This is a genomic window from Nocardioides sp., assembly GCF_004803405.1.
Taxonomy (GTDB): Bacteria; Actinomycetota; Actinomycetes; order Propionibacteriales; family Nocardioidaceae; genus Nocardioides; species Nocardioides vastitatis.
In genome coordinates, this window is the sequence record NZ_SSXI01000310.1 from 1 (window position 1) to 14,011 (window position 14,011).

Annotated in this window: 16 protein-coding genes; 6 read left to right on the forward strand and 10 right to left on the reverse strand. The window is 70.9% G+C overall.

The window, feature by feature from the left end; genetic code table 11:
* From E7Z54_RS21260 to miaB, 3 genes are all read right to left on the reverse strand, one after another.
* Positions 1-768, reverse strand: a 768-nt coding sequence (locus E7Z54_RS21260) for a phosphotransferase family protein (protein ID WP_136436731.1), incomplete at its 3' end; no start/stop codon positions are given.
* Positions 768-1,403, reverse strand: coding sequence for a peptidase E (locus tag E7Z54_RS21265; protein WP_206056447.1), 636 nt, complete (start codon positions 1,401-1,403; stop codon positions 768-770). The genes E7Z54_RS21265 and E7Z54_RS21260, both read right to left, overlap by 1 nt.
* 121 nt (positions 1,404-1,524) lie before the next feature.
* On the reverse strand, positions 1,525-3,048 hold the full coding sequence (gene miaB / locus E7Z54_RS21270) for a tRNA (N6-isopentenyl adenosine(37)-C2)-methylthiotransferase MiaB (RefSeq protein ID WP_136436732.1): 1,524 nt from the start codon (positions 3,046-3,048) through the stop codon (positions 1,525-1,527).
* Positions 3,049-3,115: 67 nt separating this feature from the next.
* Between miaB and E7Z54_RS21275 the strand changes: the two genes are divergently transcribed.
* The 5 genes from E7Z54_RS21275 to E7Z54_RS21295 all read left to right on the forward strand — a co-directional run bounded on the left by E7Z54_RS21275 (position 3,116) and on the right by E7Z54_RS21295 (position 6,967).
* On the forward strand, positions 3,116-3,529 hold the full coding sequence (locus tag E7Z54_RS21275; RefSeq protein WP_136436733.1) for a hypothetical protein: 414 nt from the start codon (positions 3,116-3,118) through the stop codon (positions 3,527-3,529).
* Between the two features lie 82 nt (positions 3,530-3,611).
* A complete protein-coding gene (locus tag E7Z54_RS21280; protein WP_136436734.1) occupies positions 3,612-4,412 on the forward strand; it encodes an amino acid ABC transporter ATP-binding protein in 801 nt (266 codons plus the stop codon).
* A 39-nt stretch (positions 4,413-4,451) separates the two neighbouring features.
* Positions 4,452-5,342, forward strand: a complete 891-nt coding sequence (locus tag E7Z54_RS21285; RefSeq protein WP_136436735.1) for a glutamate ABC transporter substrate-binding protein — start codon at positions 4,452-4,454, stop codon at positions 5,340-5,342.
* A 102-nt stretch (positions 5,343-5,444) separates the two neighbouring features.
* The gene (locus E7Z54_RS21290; protein ID WP_276606253.1) at positions 5,445-6,119 is read left to right on the forward strand and encodes an amino acid ABC transporter permease; all 675 of its coding nucleotides are present in this window, start codon (positions 5,445-5,447) and stop codon (positions 6,117-6,119) included.
* Positions 6,116-6,967 (forward strand): amino acid ABC transporter permease, encoded by an 852-nt coding sequence (locus E7Z54_RS21295; RefSeq protein WP_136436737.1) that lies wholly within the window; start codon positions 6,116-6,118, stop codon positions 6,965-6,967. Before E7Z54_RS21290 ends, E7Z54_RS21295 begins: the two co-directional genes overlap by 4 nt.
* Positions 6,968-6,987: 20 nt before the next feature.
* On the opposite strand, the gene E7Z54_RS21300 is transcribed toward E7Z54_RS21295, so the two are convergent.
* The 5 genes from E7Z54_RS21300 to E7Z54_RS21320 are packed head-to-tail and all read right to left on the reverse strand — an operon-like array spanning position 6,988 to position 10,523.
* Positions 6,988-7,464, reverse strand: a complete 477-nt coding sequence (locus E7Z54_RS21300; protein WP_136436738.1) for a hotdog fold domain-containing protein — start codon at positions 7,462-7,464, stop codon at positions 6,988-6,990.
* A 38-nt stretch (positions 7,465-7,502) separates the two neighbouring features.
* Positions 7,503-7,889, reverse strand: coding sequence for a VOC family protein (locus tag E7Z54_RS21305; RefSeq protein WP_136436739.1), 387 nt, complete (start codon positions 7,887-7,889; stop codon positions 7,503-7,505).
* Complete coding sequence (locus tag E7Z54_RS21310; protein ID WP_136436740.1) at positions 7,886-8,854, reverse strand: endonuclease/exonuclease/phosphatase family protein; 969 nt, start codon at positions 8,852-8,854, stop codon at positions 7,886-7,888. Before E7Z54_RS21310 ends, E7Z54_RS21305 begins: the two co-directional genes overlap by 4 nt.
* Entirely contained in the window at positions 8,851-9,627 is a 777-nt protein-coding gene (locus tag E7Z54_RS21315) for a methyltransferase domain-containing protein (RefSeq protein ID WP_136436741.1), read from the reverse strand. The genes E7Z54_RS21310 and E7Z54_RS21315 overlap by 4 nt, the downstream gene beginning before the upstream one ends.
* A complete protein-coding gene (locus E7Z54_RS21320; RefSeq protein WP_206056448.1) occupies positions 9,624-10,523 on the reverse strand; it encodes an alpha/beta fold hydrolase in 900 nt (299 codons plus the stop codon). Before E7Z54_RS21320 ends, E7Z54_RS21315 begins: the two co-directional genes overlap by 4 nt.
* Positions 10,524-10,589: 66 nt before the next feature.
* Between E7Z54_RS21320 and E7Z54_RS21325 the strand changes: the two genes are divergently transcribed.
* A complete protein-coding gene (locus tag E7Z54_RS21325) occupies positions 10,590-11,078 on the forward strand; it encodes a MarR family winged helix-turn-helix transcriptional regulator (protein WP_136436742.1) in 489 nt (162 codons plus the stop codon).
* Between the two features lie 36 nt (positions 11,079-11,114).
* On the opposite strand, the gene E7Z54_RS21330 is transcribed toward E7Z54_RS21325, so the two are convergent.
* Both E7Z54_RS21330 and E7Z54_RS21335 read right to left on the reverse strand, forming a co-directional pair.
* Positions 11,115-12,947: an ABC-F family ATP-binding cassette domain-containing protein gene (locus tag E7Z54_RS21330; protein WP_136436743.1), complete on the reverse strand. Its 1,833-nt coding sequence runs from the start codon at positions 12,945-12,947 to the stop codon at positions 11,115-11,117.
* Positions 12,940-13,857 carry a 4-(cytidine 5'-diphospho)-2-C-methyl-D-erythritol kinase gene (locus E7Z54_RS21335; protein WP_136436744.1) on the reverse strand — a complete coding sequence of 306 codons (918 nt, stop codon included), beginning with the start codon at positions 13,855-13,857 and terminating at the stop codon, positions 12,940-12,942. The genes E7Z54_RS21330 and E7Z54_RS21335 overlap by 8 nt, the downstream gene beginning before the upstream one ends.
* Between the last annotated feature and the right edge of the window lie 154 nt (positions 13,858-14,011).

The following is a 14,011-nucleotide window of genomic DNA, read 5'->3' on the forward strand; positions in this document are numbered from 1 at the left end:
CAGCGCGACGGCGTCGTCCCGGTCGACGCCACGCGCCTCGCACCACGCCCCGACCACGCCGTCGACCCAGGCCGGCAGCCGGTCGAACCGAAGCAGGTTGCCGAGGTCGGTGAACGGGTGGCCGCTGTGGCTGAACTCCCAGTCGACGACGGCTGCCACCGTCAGGGTGTCGGGGTCGAGGAGGAGGTTCTTCGGGTTCAGGTCGCTGTGCACCACGCACGACCGGTCGACCGTGTCGAGCAGCTCCTGGGCCGACTCGGCGACGGCGAGCATGCGATCGACGTCCTCGGCCGGCCAGGTGGGCAGCTCGGCCAGGTGCTGCTCGACCCACACCGCCAGCCCACCGAGCTCGCGGGGCTCGATCCGCAGGTCGCCGTCGGCCCAGACGCCCGGCCGGAGCGTGGGCATGCCGGCCAGGGTCGCGGCCACCCGCCCCGCCTCGGCGCCGATCACCTCCAGGCCGTCGTCGTCCAGCGTCGGCAGCAGCAGGTCACCGCGCACGCCCGGCACGAACTCGGTGATCAGCAGGGCGGGCATGCCGGACTCGGCCGAGGCGCGGCGTACCTCCTTGACCTGGGGAACCGGCACCAGCCCTCGAACGAGCCGCAGGACCGCGCCACCGATCTCGGCCGCCGCAGGGTGGTGCCGCGGGTCCGCGAAGATCCGCACCACCGTGCGTTCCCCGCCGGCCTCGGCCAGGAACGTCTCGCCGGACCAGCCGCCCTCGAGCGGCGCCAGCGACACGCCTGCGGCCAGGAACGGGTCCATCAGCGCAGCAACCGGGTCTCGAGCCGGGTCTCCACGGCAGCGCCGTCCGCTCCGCGCTCGACGAGATAGGCCGCCCTGCCCTGCTTCTCTGTCAGTGCCTCCGCGAACTCGGTCCCGCGGTAGAGCACGCCCACGCCGTCGTCCGTCGCATAGCCGGCGGGCAGCTGCCCCGACGCGACCAGCGACTGGAACAGCGGTCGACGCTGCTCCTCGGAGTCGTAGTGGACGCCGTTCGAGAACGGCACCAGGCCGAGGCCGTTGCTGATCGGCCGCAGCTCGGGGCCGAACGAGTCGGTGGTGCCACCGACGTGCCAGCAGATCGAGCCGGCGGAGACACCGGTCAGCACCACGCCCGCCTCCCACGCCTCTCGCATCAGGTCGCCCACGCCGTGCAGCTCCCACATCGCCAGGAGGCCGGCCACACTCCCACCCCACACCCAGATCACGTCCTGGGTGAGCAGGTGCTCGCGCATGTCGTCCACGTTGGGCATGGTGAACAGCTGCAGGTGGGTGCCGTGGAAGCCGGTCTCGTGCGCCATGTCGTAGAAGTCGCGGATCACCGCCGAGGAGTCACCACAGGCCGTGGCGAGGAAGCAGACCCGCGGGGCGCGGGCGTCCACGCCCGCGAGGTCCACGGCGTACTTTCGTCAACGGGCCGACCGACCAGCGGTTTCGCGGGCTCGGTACGGCGCCACCGGACGTGGCGAGGATGGTGGGGGCGTCGGCGGGCACCACCAGATGATGGCAGCCGGGTGCTCAGCCGCAGGCGGGAGCGTCCGGCAGCGGCGCCGGCACCCCGAGGCTGGGCATGCCCAGGCCGACACCTGCGGTGGGCCGCGGCTCCGCCGTACGACGCTCCCACGCGTCGCCCGACCGCGTCCGCCGTACGGCGACGACGGCGCCGTCAGCCTCGAGGTAGTGCGGGGCCCCGCGGGTGACCTGGACGGTGACCATGTCACCGGGTCGCAGTGGTTCGGTCACGCCCTCGGGGAGCGCGGTGCCGTTGAAGTGGACCAGACGGTTGTCGCGCGCACGCCCGGACAGCCGGCCGGTGCCGGTGTCCTTGCGCCCCTCGCCCTCGGACACCATCAGCTCGACGACCCGGCCCTCGAGCGACTGGTTCTCCTCCCAGCTGATCTGGGTCTGGAGGTCGACCAGCCGCTGGTAGCGGTCCTTGACCACCTCCGGCGGGACCTGGTCCGGCAGCTCGGCGGCGGGGGTGCCGGGCCGCTTGGAGTACTGGAAGGTGAAGGCGTTGGCGAACCGCGCCTCGCGCACCACGTGCAGCGTCTCGAGGAAGTCCTCCTCGGTCTCGCCCGGGAACCCGACGATGATGTCGGTGCTGATCGCGGCGTCGGGGATCGCGGCCTTCACCTTGGTGATGATGTCGAGGAACTTCTGCTGCCGGTAGGAGCGGCGCATCTCCTTCAGGAGGCGGGACGATCCGGACTGCAGCGGCATGTGCAGCTGCGGCATCACGTTGGGCGTCTCGGCCATCGCCTCGATGACGTCGTCGGTGAACTCGGCCGGGTGCGGCGAGGTGAAGCGCACCCGCTCGAGGCCCCCGATCTCGCCGCAGGCGCGGAGCAGCTTGGAGAAGGCCTGTCGGTCGCCGAACTCCACGCCGTAGGCGTTGACGTTCTGGCCCAGCAGGGTCACCTCGGAGACGCCCTCGGCGACCAGCGCCTCGACCTCGGCGAGGATCTCGCCGGGGCGACGGTCCTTCTCCTTGCCGCGCAGCGCGGGGACGATGCAGAACGTGCACGTGTTGTTGCAGCCGACGCTGATCGAGACCCACGCGGCGTAGGCGGAGTCGCGCTTCGTCGGCAGGGTGGAGGGGAACACCTCGAGGGACTCGAGGATCTCGACCTGCGCCTCCTCCTGCACGCGCGCCCTCTCCAGCAGCACCGGCAGCGAGCCGATGTTGTGGGTGCCGAAGACGACGTCGACCCAGGGCGCCTTGCGGGTGATCGTCGTACGGTCCTTCTGCGCCAGGCAGCCGCCGACGGCGATCTGCATGCCCGGCTTCGCCGCCTTGATCGGCGCGAGGTGCCCGAGGTTGCCGTACAGCTTGTTGTCGGCGTTCTCCCGGACGGCGCAGGTGTTGAAGACCACCACGTCCGCGACCGGGGCCGGCTCACCGTCCGGGGCGCTCTCCAACGGCACGTAGCCGGCGTCCTCGAGCAGACCGGAGAGCCGCTCGGAGTCGTGCACGTTCATCTGGCACCCGTAGGTGCGGACCTCGTAGGTCCGAGGGAGCGTGCTGCGCGACGTAGTCATGACCTGAAAATGGTACGGCGCCCGCGGGCCGGCGCCCGAATCCCAGCGCCCAGTACGCTCGGGGACCATGGCCGAGACCGCTCCTGTGGACCACGACCCCGCGCCCGGCTTCCTGGCCCGCAACAACGAGCTGATCGGCAGCGTCCTGAGCATCGTCGCGCTGGCCATCTCGATCGCGCTGGGCGCCGGACTGATGTTCGGCACCGGCACCCGCGGCGTGGCCGCGATCCTGACCGTCCTGCTGATCGCGGGCTCGACCTTCACCCTGCTCCTCCTCGGCCTGGCGGCGGTGCTGCGGACGTTCACCCCCACGGACTGGTGGGAGCGCGAGGAGGCGGCGTGGCGCGACAGCATGGCGCTTCCCGACCCGACACCGGAGTCTGAGGCGAAGTCCCGCCGGGCCCGCAGGCTGGTGGTGCTCTGCGCGATCGCCGCGTTCGTCCTCGGGCTGAGCATCAGCGTGCTGCCCGCCTCGCTCTGAACGCCACCCTGGAGTCACAGAATGGTCTCGGCGGGGATGTCGCTCTAGCCGGGACGGGTCGATCACGACTAGCGTCCGCGACATGACGGCCTCTGAGGAGTTCACGGCCTACCCCGGCTCCGGCACCGGCTCCGGAACAGCAACAGCCGACGCATTGGTGTCCCTCGAGGGCGTTCAGAAGTGGTACGGCGAGCTGCACGTGCTGCAGGACATCGACCTGCAGGTTGCCCGGGGCGAGGTGGTCGTCGTCATCGGCCCGTCCGGTTCCGGCAAGTCCACGCTGTGCCGCACGATCAACCGGCTCGAGCCCGTCGACAAGGGCACGATCTTCATCGACGGCGAGCCGCTGCCCGCGGAGGGCAAGGCCCTCGCCCGGCACCGTGCCGACGTCGGCATGGTGTTCCAGAGCTTCAACCTGTTCGCCCACAAGACGATCCTCGAGAACGTCACGCTCGGCCCGATCAAGGTGCGCAAGAAGTCGAAGGCCGATGCGACCGCCCGCGCGATGGAGCTGCTCGAGCGAGTCGGCGTCGCGCACCAGGCCGAGAAGTACCCCGCGCAACTGTCGGGCGGCCAGCAGCAGCGCGTGGCGATCGCCCGCGCGCTGGCGATGGAGCCCAAGGTGATGCTCTTCGACGAGCCGACCTCCGCGCTGGATCCCGAGATGATCAAGGAGGTCCTCGATGTGATGGTGGACCTCGCCGAGCGCGGGATGACGATGATCGTGGTCACCCACGAGATGGGGTTCGCGCGCACGGCTGCCAACCGGGTGGTGTTCATGTCCGACGGCCGGATCGTCGAGACCACCGATCCCGAGACCTTCTTCACGAACCCCGAGAGCGATCGAGCCAAGGACTTCCTCGGCAAGATCCTCAAACACTGAGCCGACCGGGCCTTCTGCCCGGGAGATTGAGGAGGAGAGATGCGAGTCAGGAAAACTCTGGCGGCCATCGCGGGAATCGGGCTGGTCTTCAGCCTGACCTCCTGTGGCGAAGCCGGCGAAGAGGGCGAAGGCCGCGACGTCGAGGCCGAGACCGGCTGCGAGGACAAGTTCGACCAGGGCACCCCGATGGCGGAGCTCGTCGACGCGGGCGAGATCACCGTCGGCGTGAAGTACGACCAGCCCGGCCTCGGGTTCAAGGGCGCGACGGACGACGTGCCGCGCGGCTTCGACGTCGAGATCGCCAAGCTCCTCGTCGCCGACCTGTGCATCGACCCGGCGAGCGACAGCGTCACCTGGGAGGAGACGATCTCCGACAACCGCGAGCCGTTCCTTCAGGAGGGCCGCGTCGACCTGGTGCTCGCGTCGTACTCGATCACCGACGACCGCCGCAAGGTGGTCGGCCAGGCCGGTCCCTACATGATCACTGGCCAGCAGCTGCTGGTGAAGGCGGACAGCGACGTCGAGAGCATCGAGGACCTGAAGGGCCAGGAGGTCTGCTCGGTGACCGGCTCCACGTCGATCGACCGGATCAAGGAGCAGGGCGCCAAGGGCGTCGGCTTCGACAGCTACTCCGAGTGCGTCCAGAAGGTGCTCGACGGCACCGTCGAGGGCATGTCCACCGACGGGTCGATCCTCGCGGGCTTCGCCGCGCAGAACGAGGGCGAGCTCAAGGTCGTCGGCGAGCCGTTCTCCGAGGAGCGCATCGGCGTCGGCTACAGCAAGGAGCAGCCGGAGATGTGCGAGTGGATCAACGACGTCCTCACCGAGGCGTTCGAGAACGGCGACTGGGAGGAGGCCTTCGAGCTGACCCTCGGCCCGTCGGGCGTGGAGGTCCCCGAGCCGCCGACGCTCGACGAGTGCCAGCAGTGATCCACTGAACACGTGAACGACTGACTGCGGCCGGCGGGACCTCCTGGGCCCGCCGGCCGTGGTAAGCCCCAAGAACGAGAGAGGAGTACGACGATCGACGCCATCAGCAACAACCTCGATCTCTACTTCGAGGGATTCGGCTACACGATCGCGCTGTTCCTCGTGGCCGGCGTGGCCTCCCTGCTCCTGGGAACCTTCCTCTGTGCGCTGCGGGTCGGGCCGGTGGCCGTGCTCCGCGGCGCTGCGGCGACCTACATCACCGTCGTGCGCAACACGCCACTGCTGATCGTCTTCTTCTTCTTTGGTTTCGTCGCGCCTGTCTTCGGTCTCACGTTCAACTTCGTCGACGTCCATCTTGGCGACTTCGACTTCACCGAGTTCTTCTCCATCGCAGTGGTCAGCCTCAGCCTCTACACGAGCACGTTCGTCGCGGAGGCGATCCGCTCAGGCGTCAACGCCGTGGAGCTGGGCCAGGCGGAGGCCGCCCGCTCCATCGGCCTGACGTTCACCGGCACCATGCGCGAGGTGATCCTGCCGCAGGCGTTCCGCGCATCGGTGCCCCCGCTGGCAAGCGTCCAGATCGCGCTGCTGAAGAACACCTCCGTGGCCGCTGTGTTCGGCGTCGCCGAGGCCGTCAACCAGATGCGCAGCCTGACGAACAACTTCGGATCGGAGCGGCTGGGGATCTTCATCTGCTTCGCAATCGGCTACATCGTCCTCGTCGAGGTCCTCTCCTTGGGCGCCAACCGGCTCGAGCGGAGGTGGCGCATCGCATGAGTGGCAATGTTCTCTTCGACAGTCCCGGACCGAAGACGGTCCTCCGCCATCGCATCTACACACTGGTGGCGTCGGCTGCCCTCCTCGGCCTTCTGACCTGGTTCGTCCTTGGCCTCCACGAGGACGGCCAGTTCGAGTACGACAAGTGGGAACCGTTCCTCACCCCCGCGTACCTCGAGGTCCTCCTCGTGGACGGCCTGCTCAAGACCCTGCAGATGGCCTTCGTGGCCATCCTCGCTGCCGTCGTCTACGGAACCGTCTTCGGCATCGGGAAGCTGTCCGACCACGCCCTCATCAGGTGGCCGTCCGCTCTCGTCGTGGAGTTCTTCCGCGCCACGCCCGTCCTGCTGCTGATGATCTTCATCTGGTACGCCCTGGGTATCAGCAAGGAGAGCAGCTCCTACTGGGCCGTCGTCATCGCACTGACTCTCTACAACGGCTCGGTGCTCGCAGAGGTGCTGCGCGCCGGTATCAACGCCGTACCCAAGGGGCAGTCCGAGGCGGCCTACGCCCTCGGCATGCGCAAGACCCAGGTGATGTCCACGATCCTGCTGCCGCAGGCGGTGAAGATCATGCTGCCAGCGATCATCAGCCAATGCGTCGTCGCTCTCAAGGACACCGCCCTCGGGTACGCCGTCGTGGCTCCCGGCCTCACCCGGGTTGGCAAGGCGATCTATCAGGAGTTCGACAACCAGATTCCGACGATGGCAGTTATCGCGCTGCTGTACATCGTGGTGAACCTGCTGCTGACGCTGCTCGCGACGTGGGCGCAGAAGAAGTTCGTCGGAGAGAAGAAGCCGCTCGAGGTGTCGATGGTCGGCATCGTCGACGACGGGCGAGCCGTCTGACCGGACCGGCCTCCTGAGGGCTACTTCTTCGACGTCACCCAGAGGTTGATGACGCCCTCGATCACGACGGTGCCGTCGTCGCGGACGCCCTTCACGGTCACCGGCAGGTCGCCCTCGGCGGTGTCCCACTGCTCCTGGGTCGTCTCCGCAGTGCAGGTGATGTCGCTGGTCGCCTTGGCGGTGTAGGAGACGGTCATCCCCTTGGGGATCCACCGCTTCGTGCTCGGGATCGTCGCCTCCGCGAGACCGCCCATCGCCATCTCCAGGCCGTTGCAGAGCGCGATCGCGTGCACGGTGCCGAGGTGGTTCTGGACGCTGCGTCGCTTGGGGATCACGACCTCGGCGTAGTTGGGCCGAAGCTCGGTCATCCGCGGGTGGATCGAGGCGAAGTACGGCGCCTTCTGGCTGAACGCGATCGAGAACACCCGCTTGCCGAGGGTGCTGCCGACCACGGGCAGTCCGGTGGTCGTCTTCCAGAGGCTGTGGACCTGGCTCATGCAGATGACATTACTCGTCGGTAACCCTGAGCGGGAGGTCAGGCCGGCGTGAGGAGCTCCACACGGTTGCCGGCGCCGTCGAAGGTGTGGCACCGCTCGAAGCCCCCGAAGGTGTCCCGCTCGCGCCAGTCGACCTCGAACCCGGCGGCGTCCAGGCGGGCGGCCGTCCCCTCGAGCTCGGCCACGGAGGCCAGCAGGAACGCCGGGTGCGCCTTGCGTGCCGGAGCGAACGACTCCTCCACCCCCACGTGGATCTCGGCGGTGACGGCGCCGCTGTCGTCGTACGCGCGGAACCAGCAGCCGCCGCGTCGCGCCAGCTCCTCCGGCTTGGGGACCTCGGTCATGCCGAGGCCGTCGGCGTAGAAGCGGCGGGCGGCGTCCTCACCGCCCGGCGGGCAGGCGACCTGCACGTGATGGATCCTCATGAAGACCTCCTCGCGGCAGGTCCCAGCCGACCCCACACCGCGCGGTGGTCGCTGCCGGGCACCGAGACCGAGCCCGAGTCGACGGGCGCGAGACCGCGGCCGAGCACGTGGTCGATGCCGACGAACGGCCCGAGCGGCCCGTCCTCCGGCCAGGTTCGCGATCCCCGGCCCGGCGCCACCGCGAACCCGTCGGCGACATCACGGAACGCAGGATGCGCGCGCCCGGCGTTGAAGTCGCCGGCGAGCACCAGCGGCACGTCGCTCGGCACCGCGTCGACCCAGGCCTCGAGGGCCTTCAGCTCCGTGCGCCAGGCCGGCGCGGGTCCCGGTGCCGGCGGCTGAGTGTGCACGGCGCGGACGACCACCTCGCGGCCGTCGAGCTCCAGCCGGACCGTCGGCATCTGGAAGCGGTAGCCGAACGGGTCGGGCCACCGCGTCTCGTCCTGCTGCGGGACCCGGGTGAGGATCGTCGTACCCATCGCGCCACCGGCGACCGGGCGACCCCAGCCGTGCGGAAGATCGGTGTCGAGGGCCAGGTCGCGCAGGCGCTGGAGATACCGCTGGCGCACCTCGAGCAGGACCAGCACGTCGACATCGAGCTCGCGGACCGCGTCCGCAAGCACCTGCGGGTCGCCCTGGCTGAACTCCACGTTCGCCGCGAGCACGGTGAGGGACTCCCCGGAACCGGCCGGCTCGGCGCCGGAGCCGGTGAGGGTGCCGGGAAGGAGCCCGGCGACCAGGGCGGCGACCACGATGCCGGCAGCCGCCCACTGCCGCAGGCCGAGACAGCCGACGAGCGTGACCAGCCCCAGCAGGAGCCACCCCGGCCAGAGCGCCTGAACCACGGGCACGACGGAGCTGAAGGACAGGTCGGCCAGCGGCAGCAGGAGCGGGCATGCGACGGCCGCACTCCAGGCGAGGGCGCCGATCCGCAGCCACCGCGCCCGCGCGGGTGATCGCGTCATGCGGGCCGCGCCACGACGAACACGCGACGGAACGGCAGTACGACGCCGTGCCCGTCGTCGGGATACGCCGCCCGCAGTCGGGCCTTGAGCTCCTCCTCGAACCGCGGCAGCAGAGGGGAGGGCAGCGCCTGCAGGGTGGGGCGCGCCCCCGTGCCGGAGACCCAGGTGAAGACGGGGTCCGGGCCATGGAGGACGTGGAGGTAGGTGGTCTCCCATGCCTCGACGTCGCAGCCGAGCCGCTGGAGCGCGCGAAGGTAGGTGGCCGCGTCGTGAGCCGCGGGCGTCGCGACACCGGCCATGTGGGCGGCGTAGGGCTCCTCGGCCGCGAGCTCGTCCCGGAGGGTGTGGCTCGGCTCGTCGAAGTTGCCCGGGACCTGGAAGGCGAGCCACCCCCGGGGACGCACCGCCCCGACGAGCGAGGGCAGCAGGTCGAGGTGGTCCGGGAGCCACTGGAGCGTGGCGTTCGAGACGAGTACGTCGACCTCGCCCGGCGCCGTCTGCGCCAGCCAGTCCCGGAGGTCGTCGACGGCGAACGTCACGGCCGGCACCCCTCGGCGCGCCGCTTCGATCATCTCCGGGCTGGAGTCGATCCCGGTCACCCTCGCGTCGGGCCAGCGCTGCCGCAGCAGTGCGGTGAGGTTGCCGGGCCCGCAGCCGAGGTCGACGACGACCCCCGGGTCGGTGGCGGCGATACGGGCGATCAGCTCGACGAACGGGCGGCCGCGCTCGTCGGCGTAGGCCAGGTAGCGACGGGGGTCCCAGACGTGGCTCATCGGGACGCTCCGAAGAACTCCAGGACCCGCGCGTTGACCACGTCCGGCCGCTCGAGCTGGAGGAAGTGGCCCGCGCCCTCGATCACCGCGACCACGCTGCCGGCAGGCAGCCGGTCGCCGATCCGGTCGGCCCAGCGCGGGTCGAGGGCGCCGTCGTCGGCCCCCTGGAGGTAGAGCAGCGGGACCTCGGGTTCGGCGAGCCAGTCTGCGGCGAGCGACCGGTAGGGATGGGGAAGCTGCCGCCGGCGCGACTGCGCGCGGTAGTACCCGAGCGCCGCCGCCTTGTGCTCGTCGTCGGGCAACGCCTCGGCCAGGTGGGCGAGGTCCTCGGCCGGGTCGTAGCCGGGCGACCACCTGCGCCACAGGTGGGCGACCAGCCGGTCGAAGCTGCGCTCCGGGAGCCGGGGCAGCTGGTTGAACAGGGTGTACCAGCTGAGCGCCGCCTGTCGCGGCAGGATCCGCAGCCAGCGGCCCACGTCGCCCCGGCGCGGGTACATGGTCGGCAGCGGCGGCACGGCCATCGCCACGACCGTGCGGAACGGGTTGGCGGCCGAGGCCGCGATGCCGTTGGCGGTGATCGCGCCCCAGTCGTGGCCGACGAGCACCGCGCGGTCGTCGCCGTCGTACTCCTGATGGAGGGCGAGCGCGTCGTGCATCAGCGCCGGGACGTGGTAGCTGCCGTCCTCGGGGATCGCGCTCGGCGCGTACCCACGGGTGAACGGTGCGACGACCCGGTAGCCGGCCTCGGCGAGCGCCGGCCCCAGGTGCCGCCAGGTGTGCGCGGTGTCCGGGAACCCGTGCAGGAGCACCGCGAGCGGCCGGTCGGTGTCGTCGACGTCGCCCCAGACGAGGCTGGCGAGCATGACCCGGTCGAGGACGACGGTGCGCTGGTTCACGGGCCCGACCCTACGCCCACATTATCTCGACATCAAGATTCTCGACCGGTCCGATAAGGTCGGAGCATGCGGGACGAGGTCGACGAGCTGATCGAGGCGTGGGCGCGTGAGCGCAGCGACCTCGACCTCGGGCCGGTGTCCGTCTTCAGCCGGATCTCGCGGCTCGCCCACCACGTCGACCGCGCCCGACGGCAGGCCTACGCGGCCCACGACATCGAGCCCTGGGAGTTCGACGTGCTCGCGGCGCTGCGCCGGGCCGGAGCGCCGTACGAGCTCTCCCCCGGCCGCCTGCTGCGCGAGACCCTGGTGACGAGCGGGACCATGACCAACCGGGTCGACCGGCTCGCCTCGCGCGGCCTCGTGGAGCGGCACCCCGACCCGTCCGACCGCCGCGGCGTGCTGGTGCGGCTGACACCGGAGGGCAAGGAGGCCGTCGACGGGGCGTTCACCGCCCTGCTCGAGGCCGAGAAGGAGCTGCTGGTCGGGGTGTCGACCCAGGACCAGCGCGAGCTGGCCGGGTTGCTGCGGCGACTGCTCGTGCCCTTCGGCGCCTGAGCCCCGGTCAGTCCCGCTGCGGCACCGGGTCCAGCGTCACTCCAGGACCTCGGCCGCCTCGAGCCACTCCAGCTCGGCGGCCTCCTTCTCCTCCTGCAGCGATCCGAGCTCGGCGGCGACCTGGGCCAGCTTCTCGGGATCGCTCGCGTGCTCGGACAGCGCGGCGGTCAGCTCCGCCTCGCGCTCGGAGAGCCGCGCGAGCTGCTTGTCGAGACGGGCCAGGGCCTTCTTCGCCGTACGCTCCTCGGCCGAGCCCGCCCGCGCCTTCCCGCGACTTGGGACTTCCTCTGCCCCGAGTTGGGACTTCTCGGGCAACAACTCCGGAGTCGACGTCTCGGAGGTCCCATTTCGGGCGCCGGGAACTCCCATTTCGGCGTGGCGGCGGCGTTCGAGGTACTCGTCGACCCCGCGCGGGAGCATCGAGATCCGACCGTCGCCGAGCAGCGCCCAGACCGAGTCGGTGACCCGCTCGAGGAAGTACCGGTCGTGGGAGACCACGACGAGGGTGCCGGGCCAGCCGTCGAGGAAGTCCTCGAGCACGTTGAGGGTCTCGATGTCGAGGTCGTTGGTGGGCTCGTCGAGGAGCAGCACGTTGGGCTCGGTCAGCAGCAGCCGCAGCAGTTGGAACCGCCGGCGCTCGCCACCCGACAGGTCGCCGATCCGCGCGGTCAGGCGATCGCCGGTGAAGCCGAACCGCTCCAGCAGCGCCGAGGCGGAGACCTCGCCGTCCAGGGTCTTCGTCACGCGCCGGATCGACTCCACCGTCTCGAGCACGCGGGCCTCGGGGTCGTCCACCTCGACGGCCTGGGTCAGGTGCTCCAGCGCGACGGTCCGACCGCGCTTCACCCGCCCCGCAGACGGCACCGCCTCCCCGGCGAGCAGGGAGAGCACCGAGGTCTTCCCGGCCCCGTTGACGCCGACCAGGCCGACCCGGTCCCCGGGGCCGAGCCGCCAGGTCGCGTGCTCGAGCAGCACTTTGTCGCCGCGCTGGAAGTCGACGTCCTCGACGTCCAGCACGTCCTTGCCGAGCCGCTGCGTAGCGAACCGCTGCAGCTCGAGCCGGTCCCGCGGCGGCGGCACGTCCTCGATCAGGGCGTTGGCCGCGTCGATGCGGAACTTGGGCTTGGACGTCCGCGCCGGAGCGCCGCGGCGCAGCCAGGCGAGCTCCTTGCGGACGAGGTTCTGCCGGCGCGACTCGGACGCCGCGGCCTGCCGCTGCCGCTCGGCCTTGGCCAGCACGAACGCCGCGTAGCCGCCCTCGTAGGTGTCGACGGCGCCGTCGTGCACCTCCCACGTCTGCTCGCACACGGCGTCGAGGAACCACCGGTCGTGGGTGACCACGACCAGAGCCGAGGACCGGCCGGCGAGGTGGCCGGCCAGCCAGGCCACCGCCTCGACGTCGAGGTGGTTGGTCGGCTCGTCGAGGATGATCAGGTCGTGGTCGCCGAGGAGCAGGCCGGCCAGCGCGCACCGGCGGCGCTCGCCGCCGGACAGGCCGTGCACCGCTCGGTCCAGCTCGACGCCGGCGAGCAGCACCTCCACGATCTCGCGGAGCCGGTAGTCGGCCGCCCACTCGTGGTCGGCCATGCCCTGCAGCACGACCTCCCGGACGGTGTGGGTGTCGTCGAAGTCGTCGTGCTGCGCCAGGGCTCCGAGGAGCAGCCCCCGCTCGCGGGAGATGCGGCCCGCGTCAGGCTCCTCCGCGCCGGTCATCAGCCGCAGCAGCGTGGTCTTGCCGTCGCCGTTGCGGCCGACGATGCCGATCCGCTCCCCGGCCCCCACACCGAGTGACACGTCGGTCAGGAGCGGGCGGACGCCGTACGACTTCGACACCCGCTCGAGGTTCAGCAGGCTGGTGGGCTCAGGCATAGGTCACCACGTGGGCTCCGGCGACCGGACCCGGCGCCAGCGCGCAGCGGTAGCCCAGGGCGGCCACCTCGGCCGCCGCGGAGCGCGCGGCGTCGACGTTGTCGTGCAGCATCAGCAGGGTCGGCCCCGATCCGGACAGCAGCACACCGTCGGCACCCATGGTCCGCAGCTTCGTCTCGACGTCGACCAGGTCGGGACGGAGGTCCCGGGCTGCCTCCCACAGGTCGTTCGAGAGCAGGTCGCCGACCTCGTCGGCGTATCCCTCCGCCAGCGCCTCGAGCAGCTCCTCCGGCACCGGGGGCTCGTTCGGCGCGTCCGGCGAGAGCTCGTCGAAGTGGCGATAGACGGCCGGGGTCGAGAGCCCGTCGTCGGAGAGCACCACGACCCACCAGACCGAGGTCCGGTCGGTCACCGCGCTCACCAGCTGGCCGTGACCGGTGCCCATCGCCGTGCCGCCCAGCAGCGCGAACGGCACGTCGCTCCCCAGGGTGCTGGCGAGCTGCAGCAGCTCCTCGTCCGGCGTCTGGAGATCCCACAGCCGGTCCAGCGCGAGCAGGGTCGCGGCGGCGTCGGCCGATCCACCCGCCATCCCGCCCATGACCGGGATGCACTTGGCGATGGTGATCCGCGCCGCTGCGCTGATCCCGTGATGCTTGACCAGCGCTCGGCCGGCACGGATCGCGATGTTGGTGTCGTCGAGCGGCACCCCGTCGACCGCCGCGGTCAGCCCGACGGACCAGTCGGGCGCGTCGGTGACCGTGATGTCGTCGTACAGGCCGACGGCCTGGTAGACCGTCGACAGCGGATGCATCCCGTCCGGCCGCGGTCGCCCGACGCCCAGGTGCAGGTTGATCTTCGCGGGCGCCCGGACGGTCACCCGCGGCGCAGGCCCCAGCTTCGCCTCAGACATCGTGCGCCTCCCCCTCGGCGTCGGACCCGGTCGAGTCTGACAGGGCGACGGTCACCGCGACGAACTCCTCGATCCCCAGCGACTCGCCGCGGGCGAGCGGGTCGACCCCGGCCGTGCGCAGCGCGGCTTCGGCGGCGTCGGCGCTCCCGGCGAT